Below are 15,554 nucleotides of genomic sequence, written 5' to 3'. Positions count from 1 at the left end.
GCTATCACCTTTTCCATAAACAGTTGGGTCTCAGCCGACCGCTATCATCGGGCTGGCCCCCGCGGGGTGGGAGGAGGTGAACCGGGTGGACGACGCGCTTCGGATCGCGATCGTCGCACCAGCCTGGTACCCTCTGCCGCCGAAGGGCTACGGAGGCACTGAGCTGGTGGTGCATCTGCTCCACACCGAGCTGCGCCGCATGGGCCACGAGGTCACCGTCTTCGGCGCGGAAGGATCGGCGGCGGGGGTGACGATGCTGGCGGACGTCGCCTGGAGCCACGATCTCGGAGGATCGGCGGAGGCCGCCCGGCAGGCGACGTATTTGGCCCGGGTTTACGACGCGATGGGCATCCGCCACTTCGACGTCATCCACGATCACACCGGTTTCGAGGGCCTGCTGCTGGCCCTCCAGAGTGGGCTGGCGCCGGTGGTGGTCCACACCATGCACGGCGAGCTGTCCGAACCGATGTGCACCTTCTACCAAGAGGTGGACGAGCGGGCTCGCCTATGTGCCATCAGCCTGGCCCAGGCGGCGAGCGCCCCCGACATCAAGCTGGCCGGTATCGTCCACAACGCCGTCGAGCTCCCGGCGGCGCCACCGAGTGCCGCCCACGAGCGCTACCTGATCGAGGTCGCTCGCATCACACCCGACAAAGGCCAGCACCTCGCCATCAAGGTGGCGCAGCGGGCCGGCCGCAAGCTGATCCTGGCCGGGAAAGTGGAGCGCTCCGGGGAAGGCCTGCGGTACTTCGAAGAGCAGGTTGAGCCCTTCCTCAGCCCGACGGTCGAGTACTATCCCAATGTCGCCGGCGCCCAGAAGGCGCGGCTCATCTCGCGAGCCGCCGCTGGGATCTTCCCCCTGCAGTGGGCCGAGCCGTTTGGGCTCGCCATGGTCGAATGCATGGTGGCTGGCACACCGATCCTGGCGCTGCGCGTCGGCTCCACGCCCGAGCTGATCGAGGAAGGCGTCACCGGCTTCCTGGCCGAAGACGTCGACGACCTGGTGGAGGGTGCCCACCGCCTCGACCAGATCGACCGGGCGCGCTGCGCCACTGTCGCACGCGAGCGCTTCAGCCCGCGCCACATGGCGGAACGGTACCTTGCCGTCTACCGGCAGGGGTCGGTCGAGGTCGAGGCCTTCCCCTCACCGGACGGCGCGGAGGCCGCGGCGGTCACCCCGCAGCGAGCTGCTGCGACGCCTTAGCGACGCGGTCGATGATCGCCTTCCCCTCGCCGGTGGTCTCGTCCAGCCAGCGCGGCACGGCGTAGTTGTCGATCACCACCGGTCGGTAGTCGACCCGGACCAGTCGCGTGCCGTAAAAGGTGTAGCGGCCGACCATCCCTTCGCGGGTCTCCTGCGACCACATCTGATCGAAGATGAAGTTGCCGTGCGCATAGGTGATCAGCCGGTCCTTGTAGATCTCGACCGGTTGCACCCAGTGCGGGTGGTTGCCGATGACGAGGTCGGCGCCGTCGTCGATGGCGAGGTGGCCGATCTCCCGCGGGTTGTCGGGTGCGATGCCGGCACCCGCGACCGGTAGCAATTCGTACTCCTTGCCCCAGTGAAAGCTGACCACGACGACGTCCGCCTGGGGACGTACCAGGTCGATCTCGCGTTTCAACTCCGCCCGGTCGATGTGGGTGCCGACCCCGTTGAACCCGAGGAAGGCGAACTTGACGCCGCGGATATCGCGAATCTCGTAGAGGCCGAGCCCCGACATGCCGATGCCATGCTTCGAGAGCAGGATCTGTGTCTCGTTGGTGCCGGCCGGTCCGAAATTCGTCAGGTGGTTGTTAGCCAGGTTGGCCACGTTGACACCGGCGTAGTCGAGTCCGGCGATCGCTCGCGCGTCGCCGCAGAACTTGAAGCCACCGTGGATGATCGGGCAGTTCTTGATCAGCGGTGCCTCGAGGTTGATGTAGAGCAAGTCACCGGTCTTGAGATAGTCGGCGGTTTGCCGCCAGGGGTAGAGCCAGTCCTTATGGATGACCGTCTGGTAATTCACCTCGCGGGCCGGAATCACGTCACCGGTGGCGATGATCACGCGGAGCTGAGACGGGTCGTACAGGCTCAGGTCTGGCTTGTTGTCGCCAAAAATGCTGGTGAGGCTCAGCGCCGGAGGCGTGGGAGTTGGCGTCGGCGTGGGAGTCGCAGTCGGTGTGGTGGCGTGCGCCGCGATTGGTGAGCTTCCGGTGGGGCCGCTGGTGGGCGCGGAGCAGGCTGCCATCAGCGGCAACATGAGCAGCGGGACCAGGGAACGACGCTTCAAGCGCCGGTAGGATACACCACGCGCCGATAACGCACCAGCCAGCGGCGTTGGCGGGTTGTGTCACGGGTACCTTGCGAAGCAAGGAAGCTTGTGCTACATTGCAGAGGTGCCGGCGGACGGACTCGTCAGCCAGATGCGCCGCGGGGCATTGGAGTACTGCGTCATGGCGCTGATCGTGAAGACACCGCGCTACGCCTTCGAGATGATCGAGGCCCTGGGCAAGACCGGCCTGCTCACGACCGAGGGCACACTCTACCCGCTCCTCAGCCGGCTTCGGCGGGACGGGTTGGTGAAAACGGAATGGCGGGAGTCGACGGACGGGCCGCCGCGACGCTACTACGAGCTCACAGGCGAAGGTCGTCGGGCGTTGGCAGGCTTCAAGAACGAATGGGTGAGCTTTCGTGGCGCCGTCGACGGAATCCTCCAGGAGGGCACGAGATCATGACCGCGCCCCATGCTGACCAGCTGATCGAAGGCTACCTCGCCCGGCTGCGCGCCGCGGCAGCCGACCTCCCATCAAGCGTCCGCGATGAGCTGATCGAGGATATGCGGGCCCACGTCGCCGAGGCGCGCAGCCGCGAGCCGCAGGAGACGGACGCGACGATCCTCAACATCCTCGACCGCCTTGGTGAACCCGATGCGGTCGTGTCCGAGGCCGGCCGGCGGCCCGAGGTCTTCGCTTCGATTCAGCCGGGTGCGCGACCCGAACCCTACCAGCCTGGCATTTTGGAAATCGCCTCTATCGTCCTCCTCCCGTTTCTGTGGCCGGTTGGCGTCATCCTTCTCTGGATCTCGCCCGCCTGGAAGCTGCGAGACAAGGTCATCGGCACGCTGCTGCCGCCGGGGGGGCTACCTCAGCATCTTCTACTTCGCTCTCATCGCTGCCCACGTCGGGGTAATCGGCGGTGGCGGGAATAGCTGCACGGCTTCCACCGATTCCGCAGGCAATATCCAAACTTCGTGTACGAGCGCATCGGCACTCCAGGTCATCGGCGTCGTTTTGTCGGTGGTTCTCCTAATCGTCCTGTGGGTGTTGCCTCTGATTACCGCCGGTTACCTGGCCATTCGCCTCCGCTGGGGTCGCCGCCGACAAGAGGCTGTCGCCTAAGGCGTTGGGTTGCGGCGAGTCTTAGTGGTTGCCGCTCTGAGAGTTCTTGCCCTGCGACCCGCCGGACTTGTCGGACTCACCCTTCGACTGCGCGCGGCCGTCCTGCTTGGAGTCGCTCGAGTTGGCGCCGCTGTTCTGTGAGAGCTCACGGTTCAGTTCCGCATCGGCGGCGGCTACGACCTTGTCCATCGCCGCGATCGAGCTCGACACCGCCGGCCGGCTGGTGGCCAGCGCCGTCCTCTCGGTTTGGGTCAAGGCCAGTTCCTGGTCCGAGATGAACTGCTCGAAGGCGGCACGCGCGCTGCCTTTCAGCGGCGAGGCCTGCTGGCGCAGATGCTCGAGGGCCACACGGTTCCGCTGATACGCGGCTCGGATCGCGGCGGTCGGATCGATCGCGCCGGTGGCTGTTTCGCCGACATGGCTGGCGGCCGTTTGCAGCGTGGCGGGAAGCGAGAGCGGCGCCAGCGGCCGCTGCGGCGCCTGCGCCGCGTGGGCGGCGATCCCGCTCGTCAAGGCAATCGCAAGGACGATGCTCAGCAGGCGGTTCGTCATCTTGATGACCATGGCAATGTCCTCGGCCTCAGGCTACCGCCGCCACACGTTCACGACATTAAGCCGGGTGTTACGTCACCGGCTGCCGCCATGCTGTCGCGTGTCATGAACGCTTGCGCACAGGCGCTTCACACGCCCCTACGCTGCCCGTCGTAGATGTCTACGGCGCGCTACGCAGGACGGGTCAGCCGATCCGTGGGTCCCAGGCGTCGGTGCTCAAAACGATCGTGACTGGCCCGTCGTTGACGAGTTCCACGTCCATCTGCGCACCGAAGGAGCCGGTCTCCACCGCCAGCCCACTCTCGCGCAACCGGGCGATGAACCGCTCGAGCAGCGGCCGGCCTTGCTCCGGGCGGGCGGCCTGCAGGAAGCTCGGCCGGTTCTGCCCGCGGGCGTCGGCGAAGAGCGTGAATTGCGAGACGACCAGGAGGGCCGCCTTGACCTGGATCGCGCTCAGGTTGAATTTGCCGGCCTCGTCGCTGAAAACGCGCAGCTTGAGGATCTTGTCGGCGAGATAGTCGGCGTCGCGCTCCTGGTCGGTGTCCGCGACGCCCACCAGCAGGCAATAGCCCGGGCCGATCGACGCCTCCCCACCGTCCCATCGGACCGAGGCCGTGGTGACGCGCTGCACCACGGTGCGCATCAGGGCGGGGGGTTCCAGCCGGTGAGGTGGGCGTCGGTGCGCTGCGTCAACCAGCTCTCGACGTCCTGAAAGACTTTCTCCCGCTCGACCTCGTTGAAGATCTCGTGGTACATGCCGGGGTAAACGCAGAAGGCTCGCTCGGGTGCTGTCGCCCCGGCAAAGAAACGCTGGCTGCCCACTGGATCGACGATACGGTCGTCGCGGCCATGCATGAGGAGAAAGGGAACGCGGATCTCGCCGGCTCGGGCGATGAACTCCTCTCCGCGGGCGATCGTGTCCCCATACAGGCCACCGGTGATGCGGTCGTGCACGAGCGGATCCGACGCGTAGCGACGGGCGATCTCGGGATCATGGCTCAGCAGGTTGGCGTCGACTTCGTTGGAGACGGCGAGGCGTGGCGCGAGCCTGGGGAGGACCTTCGTCAACGGCCGCTTCCAGGCGGGCACTTTGACCTTGGGTATCAACAACGGCGCCGAGAAGACCGCCCTGTCGATGCGATCCGGGTGGACTAGCGTGTAGGCGATCGCCATCAGCCCACCAAACGAGTGGCCGATCAGCACCACCGGCTCACCGCTTTCCGCTCGCGCGCGCATGACGACAGCGTCGATGTCGTCGAGCAGCGCATTGAGGCTGGGTGCGTGTCCTCGCGGGCCGCCACTCTTCCCGTGGCCGCGTTGGTCCATCGCATAAACGGTGGCGCCCAGGGGTGCGAACCACTCCGCTAGATGCCGGTAGCGCTCGCCGTGCTCGCCCAACCCATGCACGACGACGAAGGTCCAGCGGTGCGGGATCTCCTCGGCCTGCCAGCGGCGGACAAACAGATCAAGCCCATCCGCGGTCTTGAGCGTGACGGTCGACTCGTTCACGGGTTGAGCCGGCGAAAGCCTCGATAAATGCGCATCGCCTCCGCCTCGGCCTCGAGGAAGGAGGGAGCGAAGTCGCGGATGCCGCGCAGGCTGAAGCCCCACATTCCCGGCTTGTCGCGCCGGAAGTACGGATTGGGACGGTAGGTCGGCGGATAGAACGTGATCGGCTCGCCCTCCATCTTCTTGATCACCGGGCGGGCCGCGAGCACATCCTCGATCGGCATTCCCGACGGCAGGCGTCCCTGGCGGATATCGAGGTTGCGCAGCTTGGCGATCGGGTTTTCGTCGTCCTTGAGGACCGCCCGTGCGTGAAAGCGTTGCGAGACGTCATTCATGAAATAGAGTGTCGCGATGGCATCGGTCTCATCGCCGAGGAGACGCAGAAAGCCGGCGGCCGACAGGCCAGGGCCTTCCTCGTTGCGCGCGTGCCGGAAGTACTCCATGGCGAACAGATCGGGGGTGTTCTCGGTCGCGAGCCAGAAGGCATCGCCCCGCCAGGCGCGGCTGCGGGAGAAGGCGCGCGCCTCGTTCTCCAGCTCGGTAAGCCGGGCAGGGACGACATCGTACAGGCGGTAGAACAGCACACGGCGCATAGTGGTTTGAGGGCCGTCCGCTAAGGCGGGGCGGGGGCGGCGGCGGGTTTCATTTTAAGAAGTCGCACGCTGTGCGGTGGGAGGGTCAGCCGGAGCGTATCGGTCTTGACGCCCAGCGCGCGCCCGCCGCGCCGCGCCGACCAGAGATCGGCGACGGCGAAGGTTCCTCCGGCGCCGGTGACCTCGCTGAAGTGGAGGCGGTACGGCCGTGCCGCGTCGCTCCAGTTGTAGACGGCGACGATCGTGCTCCCGTCAGCGTCGGGGCGTACCCAGAGCGGTGGCAGCTCCTGGGGGGACGCGAACCAATGGTCCTGCGCCTCGCGCTCGGGCGCGCTGAAGAGATGTACCGGCTCGGCCGCGGGTCCGCCGACGAGGCCAAGCACGTTGGCGTTGCGCAGCAGCGCCAGCCGCTCCGCCGGCAGGGTTTCGAGGTCGTCGCTGAGAATGAAGACGCCACCCGAAAGCGCCGCGACCGTGATCATCACCCGCGCCTCGTCTGGGGTGAGCTGCGGCGCTGCCGCCATCGCGACGTCGGCGTCGACGGCGAACAGGGTGCGGTCGAAGAAGAGCCGGGCCGCCTGGTTGCGAGCCATGGAGAGGATCAACGGAAATCCGATCTGTGGGGCGATGGCCTTTCCGTCTTCCATCTGGGGAGCGGCCACGTCGCCGCCGGTGCGCGAGCCGTGCACCAGGCCGACGATCGGCATCAATGGCGCGCCGCAGGCGAGCACGAAGGCCTTCTCCGGTTTACCCGGCGGATTGACCGCGTCGAAGATGCGCTTCAGCCCCGACCGAAGTGCCTGGGTCCCGGTCACGTCAGGGTCGTGCCGGCCGGCTTCGTAGGCAGCGCCATAGAGAAAGTCGAGCTTGAAATAGCTGAAGCCGTCCCTGCGCAGGCTCCGAAAGAGATCGTCGAGGAAGCGTTGCGCATCTGGATGCGTCGGGTCGAGGATGTGGTAGGCACGGCTGAGGCGTGGATCGACCAGGGGCGTGCCACCGTCCGCCTTGAGCAGCCAATCCGGATGGGCCTGCGCCAGCTTCGAGTCGGCCGCAACATGAAAGGGGGCGAGCCAGATGCCGATCTCCAACCGGTGCCGGTGCACGCGGGTGGCGAGGGCGTGAAGGCCCCCGGGAAAGAACTCGTTCGCGACCCAGTCGCCCCAGCGCTGCCAGCGCGGCATCCAGCCATCATCGAGTTGGATCACCGGCCGGTAGCCGTTGGCCGACGTCTTGACCAGCTCCGGCATCCGCCTCGCGACGAAGGCGGCGTGACGCGCGACATCGCCTTCCGTCACCGCCAGGCCGAGGTGATACCAGCTGCACCAACCACGCGGGACCGTCGGGAAGCTCCGCGCGCCTGCGGCGTGACCGGCGGCGGTGAGCGCCTTGCGCAGCGTGGCAGTGCCATCCTCGCCATAGAGAAGAAGGATGGGATCGGAGACGAGCCCCGTCTGTGGCGGCACCACCAGCCGAAGCTCCTGTGGGAGGCCGCTGCGCTGCTCCGGCTCCGAGAGCGGCGAGCCGTGCTGCTCGGCGACAAAGGTCGGGATGTCGGTGGGGAGCGCGTCGCCGGCGTGCTCGTCTCGGTGGTAGTGCCAGCGAAACACGGTCGCGAAACGACTGGCCCTCAGGACCTGGCTGACAAACATCGCCTGGCCGTCGCAGATCGCGGCCGTCCACCACGACGCGGCGGTCGGTTTGCGGTTGCCCTCCGTGATCGCCTCGTCGAGCGGGTGGATTCCCGCGTAATCCCACGATTGGTAGCCATTGATGAGCGCACTGGCGCGCCAGGGCTCATCGCCGACGTGCAGAGCAGCGCCCCCACCCTCGATCGCGATCGGTCGCCAACCGTTGAAGGTCAGCGGCGCATCGCCACCGTTATTGAGCTCGCACTCGATCACGACGCCGCCCTCGTGCGGGATCAGCCGGGCCGTCGCCAGCGCCGGGCCGGCTTGCCAATGGAGGGCGAAGGGATCCGTGTGGGTAAGAGGAGTGGCGGTGCTGGCGAACCACTCGCCGTTCAGCTTGACCGCGCAAGCGGCATGCCGAATCAGCGTGTGGTCACCGGCCAGTACGGAAAACGTGCCGGCCGGCTGGTCGGCGAGGGGCTTCAGGTCCAGATCGCCGTCAGTCTAACGTCAAGTTCGGCTCTGAGCGGCCCCCGTCTTTGCGTGAGCCAGCCGATGCTTCGGTTGGTAGAGCCCGATCCGTCCACCGCCGGGCAGGGTGATCCGGGTGACGCGTCCCCAACGCTCCTCGTCGAAGGGCCGGGTGATGAGGACTTTTCTGCGTTCCAGCTCCTTTGCCGCGGCCTCGATGTCGTCGCACAGCAGGTAGAGCTCGTGATCGTCCTCGCCCTCAGTCGGGTGGATCGCCAGCTCAGCGGGAGGAAGGGCGAAGATGAGCCAGCCGCCGCCCGAATCCACGGAGTCGAGGCCGAGCACGTCCCTGAAGAACGCGCGGTCGGCATCCGCATCGTGGCTGTAAATCAGCGTGTGCACGCCCGAAATCAGGGCCTTCATCCGCTGAGTCTATCGATGGTGACGACGTGGCGCTGTGCTAGCGTGGACAAACGCTAGGACAGCCGGTCGTTGAGCTCAACCAGGTTCACAAGCGCTTCGGCTCCGTCGAGGCCGTCCGCGGCGTCAGCTTCGTCATCAACTCGGGCGAGCTGGTGGCGATGCTCGGTCCCAATGGCGCCGGCAAAACCACCTGCATCTCGGTGTTGCTCGGGTTGCGCAAAGCGACCGCTGGGCAGGCGCGGCTCTTCGGTCTCGAGCCGACCGATCGCCGCGCGCGCAGCCGCTGCGGCGTGATGCTGCAGGAGTCCGGTGTCCCGGACACGCTGACCGTGCGCGAGCTCGTCGAGCTCTTCGGCTCCTACTACCCGCATCCTATGCCGCCGGAGCGCGCGATCGGCCTGGCCGGCCTCGAGCCGCAGAGCAAGCAGCAGGCGGGCAAGCTGTCCGGTGGCCAGCGCCAGCGGCTCTACTTCGCGCTCGCCGTCGCCGGCGATCCGGAGGTCATCTTCTTCGACGAGCCAACCGTTGGCATGGACGTCGAGTCCCGACGGCTCTTTCTACAGAGCATTCGCGACTTCTCCAAGCAGGGCAAGACGATCCTGCTGACCACGCACTACCTCGAAGAGGCCGACCAGCTCGCCGAACGAATTATCGTCATCGATCGCGGCGTCCTGGTCGCGGATGCGAGTCCGCAGGAAATCAAGTCGCGAGTGGTGGCCAAGCAGGTCAGCTTTACCACGCCGGCGACGCTGACCGAGTCGGACTTCGGCGGCCTGCCGGTCTCCAACCTGACGATCGAGGATCATCGGGTCCGCCTCTTCAGCAACGCTCCGGAAGCGCTCTTGCGGGAGCTCTTTCGCCGGGGCGTCGACATCAGCGACCTACAGGTTGTCGGAGCCGACCTCGAAGAGGCGTTCATTTCGCTAACGCATCAAGCTGAGAAGCAGATGGCGCCTTGAGTATCACGACCATGCAGCCGATGCCGGTCGCCCCGATTGGCCGGATGCTCTGGATGGAGACCCGCGCCAAGTTCGTGGCCCGGCTGCGCAACCCAGCCTTCACGGTTCTGTCGCTCGGCCTCCCCGTGATGTTCTTCCTTCTCTTCAACGCCATCTTTGGCAGCCTGCAGGCGGCGCCCGGGGTCAGTACGGCCAAGCTGATCCTCGTCTCCTACGCGACCTATGGGGTGGGCAACGTGATGGTCTACAACTTTGGCATCGGCCTGGCGAACGACCGCGGTCGAAAGCTGGACCTCCTGCAGCGCGCAACGCCGCTGCCCCCCTTCGTTGCCACCGTGGCCTACGTCATCGGCGCGCTGATCTTCGCGCTGCTGAGTCTCATCCTGCTCGGGGTGGTCGCGACCGTGATCGGCGGCGTTCGTCTCGATGCGGGGACCTGGCTCGACCTGACCTGGCGCCTGATGCTCGGGTCCTTCCCGATGATCGGGTTGGGCATGGCGATCGGGTACGGGACCAGCCCCAATGCGGCACCCGCCCTTGCCAACATGGTGTATCTGCCGATGCTGTTCCTGTCCGGGATCTTCGTGCCGCTCAAGCAGCTCCCCAGCACGATCCAGCACATCGGCTCGGTGCTACCCACCTACCACTACGCGCAGCTCGCCTGGAAAACGATCGGCCTGAACGATGAGTCGACCCTGGTGGCGCTCGCCTGGCTGGCGGGCTGGTCGATCGTGCTCTTCGCCCTTACGATCCGCCTCTACCGGCTCGACCAGGACAAGAAGTTCAGCTAGCTCAGCCGGCGGCCTCGGCCTCGATCACGAGTTGACCGTCAGTCGAGGGTCAAATTCGGGGCCCGCTGCCGCCGGACCCGGCCGAACGGCTTCCGGCCCTCGAGCGCCTGGATATAGAGGTAGATGTGGCGGGCCGCCTGCGTGTCGAGGCCACCCAGCCAGATCGGGTGCATCTTGAGCTTGGCCGCCAGCAAATCGCGAACCTCGCGGGCCTCCTCGTTGCGACGCTCAGTGAGGTCCTGCACGTCTTTTCCCCTTTGCGTGGCCGTCCCCAACCACACGCGCCCAGCCGCCCTAAGGTGACGGTAAGCGCAATTCAGCCGCTAATTATTGGGCGTGGCACGGCAAAAATCAATGAGGAGCCTTGCCGAGCATGCTCAATGGTTGCCTAGCGTTATCGGCTGATGGGCTTGCTGCTTAGTCTGATCGAGGGGAAACGAACGGGCGGCTACGGTCGCTCCAGGCGGTTGCCCAACAAGCTCATGGGCTACGTGATCGAATGCCTAGTCGAGGCTTACATTCTTCTAGGCGCGCATGGCCGACTCACGACCGCAAGGCCCGATAGCGATGTAGATCACAAGGACTTCATCGTTGATCTCCTAGGGGGCTTCCAAAGCATCTATCTTCAGGTCAAAGGTTCAGCCAATCTGCATAAACACGGCATGGTTGAGGTCTGCGTGGATTACGCCAACCACAAAGTCATGGCTGACCCTCGCCTCCTGTACGTATTTGGCTTCTTGGATATCAAATCGATGAGTCTCACGCGCATGTGGTTGGTTCCAGCCGCTGATTTTCGACGCCTCGCGCCAAGTACAACATTAAGGAATGGTCGTACCCGGTTCACATTCCAGGCTGGAAAAACCGGTAAGTGGGCACAGTACGAGATTGAGCCATTTTCATTGGGAGAAAGGCTTATCAAATACATGGACGAACTCAACCGGCGAGTGGCGGCCTGAGCCGAGATTCGCGACGAAGCCGGCAAATGATTGCCGGACCACCAACGGCGGCGATGGCGAGAAGGTGTCCACGTCCTCGTCATCGCTCTCACCCTGGACCGACGCCTATGGCCGTTCCGGCCTCGGCGTTGGGTCCCACTCCCCGAAGCGGTGGCCACCGTCCAGCTGCTGCTCGAGCCCCGCTGGGCCGTTAGCCCGGCGAGCGCTACCGCTTTCACACTCCACCGGGGATCCGCATTACAAGAACCGCTCTCGAGCCGAAGCATGCCGACCAACTGGCCGCTGCCATTCAAGCGACCGTGCACGCTAGCGGCGACACCTACGCAGGGTAGTGAATCAGTACCCGGGGGCGGCCTTCATCGGCCGAGCCCCTTGTCGAATTCCTCCATGGCATCGGTACCCATGCGGGCAACGTCGTCTTCGTCCAGTGTCTGGACTTCACCCCACTTCTCTGTTTGGATCTTTGCCATCCCAACCATCTCGTCCGGGACCCAGCGAACAAAAAGGCCGGTTACGGTGACTAGTGCTGGTTTGGGCTCGCGCCTTCCGTCGATCTTGATGTACGTCAACCTGCGGGCCCCGAACCCCTTCGTGGGATCGTCGACCGCGAGAACGTTTTTCTCAAACTCTTCCACTTTTTCTTTGATTTCGGCCACGTAGTGCGCCCTGAGAGTCTCAGGATCGAGGGCCACGAAAATTGCGGCAACTTGGGCATCGCTCTTGCTCGCCAGCTCGTTGTCGACCTTATCCGTGCCCACCAGGGCGTGGTCGTAGAGGGTGTCGACCCAGTCCTCGGATGCCGATTGCCCTGCCACCTGCGGCGTCTCATTCTTTCGCCCAACGCTATCTTTCGCCGCCTTCAACCCGCCCTTGAACGAGGCGTCAACGGTACTTTCCACGAAGTGCTCGGTGAGAATCGTCTTTGCCCCCGCCTTGAATTCTTCGGTAATACCCTTGACTTCGATAACCGCATCGATGCTGTGGTGGAGCGCCTTAGCGATGAGCGGCCCGGCGAACGTGAAGCCGATTTCGAGCATGAGGGAGAGCCACTCGGTCTTCTCGGCAAGTTCCGCCTTGATCCCGCCCTTGACCTGGACGCAGGCGTAGTGATACGCATCGAGCGCACGGTTCAACCGATCGCCCGTTCGTCGAATCAGCTCCGCGCGGTCGGTTGTCACCGGGACGCTGGCACTGGTCGAGGCGTGCTGAGCTCTGCCCCAGGCGGCGGTCAGGGCTCCGGCGGGGGCGAATCGCTGAATCGCTGAGCTGACACTCGCATTGCCGGCGGCCTTCTGCAAATATTCGATGGCGCTCGGCCCGAGGACGTCGGTGCGTCCCCCCGCCACAGCCTCGCCGGCAAGAGCATCGGGCTTGATGGCGCCGGACCGATTGGAATTACGCGATTGCTTGGATCCTCCGAACTCTTTCTCGCGAGCCTGCAATCGATCCTCCGTTTGATGGCGTGGCGAAACCGCTCCTGCCCCGGTAATCAGACCTCTGCCCCAGCGGACGGTCAATGGCCTTCGGCGCAGGTGGCGGGGCAGACGCCGTTGCCCGGAAGTGCAGCTCACTGGCCAGCCGGAGCTGTGAACTCTAACTCGACCCAATGGCAAACGGACGTACGTAGAAACACACCTGGTCGACGCCCTGGGGACCGGTCCGGGACCAACTGATTAAGAGTCAAGTGATCGCTTTTCGAATACGACTCGTCGCTTAGACCAACTGACGAACAATCAGATCATCTATCACCTCCAATCGCTATTAGTCGGTGCAGCATACCGCACCGGAGCACTCATTTGACGGGATGATCCCCGGCTCGAACCATGTGCATCACATGTGGGGGCAGCCAAGTCATGAAGGACGGGCCGCGACTACTGCGCCCATCGCGACGACCCTTCGGGGCATCATGGTCCGCAACTGGCCACCGTGCGTTCGAATCCGCTACGGGCTACCATCTCCCTCAGCCTTGGGACCTTGGGTCAGCTACGACTCGAGATCATCAACGAGTAGAGGCGGAGTAGAGGCGACGGCCGAAGCGAAGGAGGCACCGGCGGGCCGGCGCCTTCGAGAGCGCGGCCTACTCGAGGCCGCAGAGACCGTGGCGCGCGCTATCGGCCATATAGACCGGGCTCGCAGCCTGCAGCTCGATCAGGCGGCGAGTTACGAGGCCGAGGCGCTGGAGCGTGTGGCTGAGGGCGGCCTCATCGAGCTCGCGCTCTTGAGCGACGCTAGCTCCCTGTATGCACGGGCCGGCGCCGGTGCCGATGTTCAGCGTCTGAAGTCCGCCCTTGCCGCTGCCAGCCAACGCGCTGAGGAGGGCCTGCACGTGGTCGAGTCCACCAGCAGCATTCCGCAGTCTGCAATCGAGAACGCTGCCGACGAGATGATCAACCGGCTCGGCAATGGCAAGCGGTCAAAATGCGCCCGGTGCACGCAATACGGGTTAGCTACCGGCCGACCGCAATAGAGCCAGGCCAGTTGTAAGAAGTAGCGCGGCCCGGTTGGGAGATAAGCTCCCGCAGGGGGTGGCTTGTAAGCCCCTTCACTTAGCGTCATAGTCACCCCAACAGAGAGGTATTACAGCCTGCCTTGGAATACAGGGAGGAACGCGGTACCTTGGAGGATTAGTTCTGCGCGTCAAAATTCGCGATTTCTGAGGAGGCCGGGATGAATAAGCTGTTGATCCTGTTGCGCCAGAACGTTCGGCGACTCTCTTCGGTCGCGGCGGTTACCACCGGGTTGGTCGTCGTGGCCGGTTCGGTCGCGCTTGCCAGTATTCCAGCAGCGAACGGGGTGATCAATGCCTGCTTCAACGATACGAACGGCAATGTCCGGATTGTTGACGACCCGGCGAGCTGTCGCAATCACGAGACCGCGATCAACTGGAACCAGGTCGGACCTGCGGGTCCCGCTGGATCAAATGGCGCAACCGGGCCCGCCGGCCCCGCTGGCCCAGCCGGAGCAATCGGACCTGCGGGTCCTGCCGGATCAAATGGCGCAACCGGGCCCGCCGGCCCCGCTGGCCCAGCGGGAGCAATCGGCCCAGCCGGTCCCGCTGGACCAGCAGGCCCACAAGGACCGGCAGGAGGGGCAGGGGGGTTGACGGTCCTTCATGTCGTCAGCACGAATCAACAGGCTGGGACCGTTGTGGCCAGGACCGACTTGGTCACCCTTGAACGAGATGGGTCCAACGGCGGACTGCAGATCAGCTTCGCTGCTGGCTTCCGTCAAGTTGTCTATTGCTTGGGGGTCAGTCAATTGAACGGCGCCTCGCTAAACAAACGCATCTTCTTCAACCCCACCGCGGCGGCTCGGACGCAGCCGCTGTATTTGGACAGCGACCAAATCGGGTACGTGAACTGCAGTTTTGGGGGCGCATATGACAACGCCCACCTAACCACGGTCGTGCTGGAGCGATATGCGGACGACAACCGCTTTGTCGGGATGGTGACATCGACATACCCCCAGTGAGCTCGAATGAGCTGACCTCAGCGGATGCTGGTTGGGTTCGCTAGGCAGTAGGGCGTGGAGAAAGGTTAAGAGTTCGGCGGGCTAAGGGCGCCGGGGCGGGCGCCCTTAGCCGCCGCCGGCGCGGTCAGCGCATCATCGGATCGTCGAGATCGATGTCGGGAGAGATGTACGAGCCAGGCAGACGGTAGGCGAGTTCCTCGCTGGTCTCGTCGAAGGCGTCCGGGTCGTAGTCGTCGTACAGGGTTGGGCCGCCAAGCATCACTGGACCTAGGCGCTCACGGCCTCGGCGATCGGCGACGCCGGTTCCGTGGCGGGCTCACTTTTCGGACTCAACATCTGCATGACATCGACGATCACTTCGGTGGTGTAGCGGCGCAGGCCGTCCTTGCCGTCCCACTCGTGGCTTCGCAGCTTTCCTTCCGCGTAAATCAACTTGCCGCGCGTCAGGTACTCCTGGCAGATCTCGGCCAGTCTCCCGAATGCGACAAATGAGGGTACTGGACATCTTCGACCCGCGCACCGGCGTCGTCCTTTGCGTGGGTGGTGGTGGCAAGTCGCAGCTTGGCGATGGCAAGCCCTTTTGGGCTCGTGACGATCTCGGGGTCGCGCGTGAGCCGACCCACGAGGGTTACGCGGCCAAATCCACCCCGTTCGGGTTAGCTACCGGCTGACCGCTTAGATCTCCCCGGACGGCCTACCGAAGAGCCCGTATGTCCCTGTTGTCGAAGCCTTTCGCGGTTGGCAGACTGGACGAGATTGCGATTCTCGCTGCGGAATCACCTACTAGACCGATACGGCCCCCGACTTTCTGCAAATTCAATCG

At 64.7% G+C, this 15,554-nt stretch carries 20 protein-coding genes and 2 pseudogenes; 10 read left to right on the top strand and 12 right to left on the bottom strand.

All coding sequences use genetic code 11. The features are described 5' to 3' along the window. The first annotated feature begins 85 nt into the window (after nucleotides 1–85). Nucleotides 86–1,204 (top strand): glycosyltransferase family 4 protein, encoded by a 1,119-nt coding sequence (locus VHK65_14010; protein HVS07260.1) that lies wholly within the window; start codon nucleotides 86–88, stop codon nucleotides 1,202–1,204. Here the strand turns inward: VHK65_14010 and VHK65_14005 are convergent. Next, on the bottom strand, nucleotides 1,173–2,270 hold the full coding sequence (locus VHK65_14005; GenBank protein HVS07259.1) for a CapA family protein: 1,098 nt from the start codon (nucleotides 2,268–2,270) through the stop codon (nucleotides 1,173–1,175). The two genes, VHK65_14010 and VHK65_14005, sit on opposite strands and share 32 nt — an antisense overlap. A 133-nt stretch (nucleotides 2,271–2,403) precedes the next feature. Here VHK65_14005 and VHK65_14000 point away from each other — a divergent pair, with 133 nt between their 5' ends. Further along, nucleotides 2,404–2,715 carry a PadR family transcriptional regulator gene (locus VHK65_14000; protein HVS07258.1) on the top strand — a complete coding sequence of 104 codons (312 nt, stop codon included), beginning with the start codon at nucleotides 2,404–2,406 and terminating at the stop codon, nucleotides 2,713–2,715. Then, nucleotides 2,712–3,188 carry a hypothetical protein gene (locus tag VHK65_13995; GenBank protein HVS07257.1) on the top strand — a complete coding sequence of 159 codons (477 nt, stop codon included), beginning with the start codon at nucleotides 2,712–2,714 and terminating at the stop codon, nucleotides 3,186–3,188. The genes VHK65_14000 and VHK65_13995 overlap by 4 nt, the downstream gene beginning before the upstream one ends. 211 nt (nucleotides 3,189–3,399) lie before the next feature. Here the strand turns inward: VHK65_13995 and VHK65_13990 are convergent, their stop codons facing one another. The 6 genes from VHK65_13990 to VHK65_13965 all read right to left on the bottom strand — a co-directional run bounded on the left by VHK65_13990 (nucleotide 3,400) and on the right by VHK65_13965 (nucleotide 8,554). Next, nucleotides 3,400–3,942, bottom strand: coding sequence for a hypothetical protein (locus VHK65_13990; protein ID HVS07256.1), 543 nt, complete (start codon nucleotides 3,940–3,942; stop codon nucleotides 3,400–3,402). A gap of 172 nt (nucleotides 3,943–4,114) precedes the next feature. Then, nucleotides 4,115–4,573, bottom strand: a complete 459-nt coding sequence (gene dtd / locus VHK65_13985) for a D-aminoacyl-tRNA deacylase (GenBank protein HVS07255.1) — start codon at nucleotides 4,571–4,573, stop codon at nucleotides 4,115–4,117. Next, entirely contained in the window at nucleotides 4,573–5,439 is an 867-nt protein-coding gene (locus VHK65_13980) for a lysophospholipase (GenBank protein HVS07254.1), read from the bottom strand. The genes dtd and VHK65_13980 overlap by 1 nt, the downstream gene beginning before the upstream one ends. Then, complete coding sequence (locus tag VHK65_13975; protein ID HVS07253.1) at nucleotides 5,436–6,032, bottom strand: hypothetical protein; 597 nt, start codon at nucleotides 6,030–6,032, stop codon at nucleotides 5,436–5,438. The genes VHK65_13980 and VHK65_13975 overlap by 4 nt, the downstream gene beginning before the upstream one ends. Nucleotides 6,033–6,052: 20 nt before the next feature. Continuing rightward, nucleotides 6,053–7,933 (bottom strand): alpha-galactosidase, encoded by a 1,881-nt coding sequence (locus VHK65_13970; GenBank protein HVS07252.1) that lies wholly within the window; start codon nucleotides 7,931–7,933, stop codon nucleotides 6,053–6,055. Nucleotides 7,934–8,170: 237 nt separating this feature from the next. After that, entirely contained in the window at nucleotides 8,171–8,554 is a 384-nt protein-coding gene (locus VHK65_13965) for a VOC family protein (GenBank protein ID HVS07251.1), read from the bottom strand. Between the two features lie 128 nt (nucleotides 8,555–8,682). Here VHK65_13965 and VHK65_13960 point away from each other — a divergent pair. Beyond that, nucleotides 8,683–9,513 (top strand): annotated as a pseudogene (locus VHK65_13960) (ABC transporter ATP-binding protein). Beyond that, nucleotides 9,510–10,304, top strand: coding sequence for an ABC transporter permease (locus VHK65_13955; GenBank protein ID HVS07250.1), 795 nt, complete (start codon nucleotides 9,510–9,512; stop codon nucleotides 10,302–10,304). Before VHK65_13960 ends, VHK65_13955 begins: the two are co-directional and overlap by 4 nt. Nucleotides 10,305–10,342: 38 nt before the next feature. On the opposite strand, the gene VHK65_13950 is transcribed toward VHK65_13955, so the two are convergent. After that, on the bottom strand, nucleotides 10,343–10,549 hold the full coding sequence (locus tag VHK65_13950) for a hypothetical protein (protein HVS07249.1): 207 nt from the start codon (nucleotides 10,547–10,549) through the stop codon (nucleotides 10,343–10,345). A 159-nt stretch (nucleotides 10,550–10,708) separates the two neighbouring features. Here VHK65_13950 and VHK65_13945 point away from each other — a divergent pair, with 159 nt between their 5' ends. Further along, nucleotides 10,709–11,260 (top strand): hypothetical protein, encoded by a 552-nt coding sequence (locus VHK65_13945; protein ID HVS07248.1) that lies wholly within the window; start codon nucleotides 10,709–10,711, stop codon nucleotides 11,258–11,260. Nucleotides 11,261–11,616: 356 nt separating this feature from the next. On the opposite strand, the gene VHK65_13940 is transcribed toward VHK65_13945, so the two are convergent. Next, entirely contained in the window at nucleotides 11,617–12,393 is a 777-nt protein-coding gene (locus tag VHK65_13940; GenBank protein HVS07247.1) for a hypothetical protein, read from the bottom strand. A 965-nt stretch (nucleotides 12,394–13,358) separates the two neighbouring features. Here VHK65_13940 and VHK65_13935 point away from each other — a divergent pair. Continuing rightward, nucleotides 13,359–13,727 (top strand): hypothetical protein, encoded by a 369-nt coding sequence (locus tag VHK65_13935; GenBank protein HVS07246.1) that lies wholly within the window; start codon nucleotides 13,359–13,361, stop codon nucleotides 13,725–13,727. A 157-nt stretch (nucleotides 13,728–13,884) separates the two neighbouring features. On the opposite strand, the gene VHK65_13930 is transcribed toward VHK65_13935, so the two are convergent. Next, a complete protein-coding gene (locus tag VHK65_13930) occupies nucleotides 13,885–14,073 on the bottom strand; it encodes a hypothetical protein (protein ID HVS07245.1) in 189 nt (62 codons plus the stop codon). Nucleotides 14,074–14,180: 107 nt separating this feature from the next. Between VHK65_13930 and VHK65_13925 the strand changes: the two genes are divergently transcribed. Both VHK65_13925 and VHK65_13920 read left to right on the top strand, forming a co-directional pair. Next, a complete protein-coding gene (locus VHK65_13925; GenBank protein HVS07244.1) occupies nucleotides 14,181–14,363 on the top strand; it encodes a hypothetical protein in 183 nt (60 codons plus the stop codon). A gap of 44 nt (nucleotides 14,364–14,407) precedes the next feature. Continuing rightward, nucleotides 14,408–14,731, top strand: coding sequence for a hypothetical protein (locus VHK65_13920; GenBank protein HVS07243.1), 324 nt, complete (start codon nucleotides 14,408–14,410; stop codon nucleotides 14,729–14,731). 124 nt (nucleotides 14,732–14,855) lie between these two features. Here VHK65_13920 and VHK65_13915 read toward each other — a convergent pair whose 3' ends face one another. Both VHK65_13915 and VHK65_13910 read right to left on the bottom strand, forming a co-directional pair. Next, complete coding sequence (locus VHK65_13915) at nucleotides 14,856–14,993, bottom strand: hypothetical protein (GenBank protein HVS07242.1); 138 nt, start codon at nucleotides 14,991–14,993, stop codon at nucleotides 14,856–14,858. Nucleotides 14,994–14,998: 5 nt separating this feature from the next. Beyond that, nucleotides 14,999–15,205 (bottom strand): annotated as a pseudogene (locus VHK65_13910) (single-stranded DNA-binding protein). 14 nt (nucleotides 15,206–15,219) lie between these two features. On the opposite strand from VHK65_13910, the gene VHK65_13905 reads away from it, so the two are divergent. After that, nucleotides 15,220–15,402, top strand: a complete 183-nt coding sequence (locus VHK65_13905) for a hypothetical protein (GenBank protein HVS07241.1) — start codon at nucleotides 15,220–15,222, stop codon at nucleotides 15,400–15,402. Nucleotides 15,403–15,554 lie beyond the last annotated feature (152 nt).

It is taken from the genome of Candidatus Dormiibacterota bacterium, assembly GCA_035544955.1.
In the GTDB taxonomy this organism is placed as follows: domain Bacteria; phylum Chloroflexota; class Dormibacteria; order CF-121; family CF-121; genus CF-13.
Note: the sequence above shows the minus strand (reverse complement) of the source record. Positions and strands in the feature narration are given on the sequence as shown.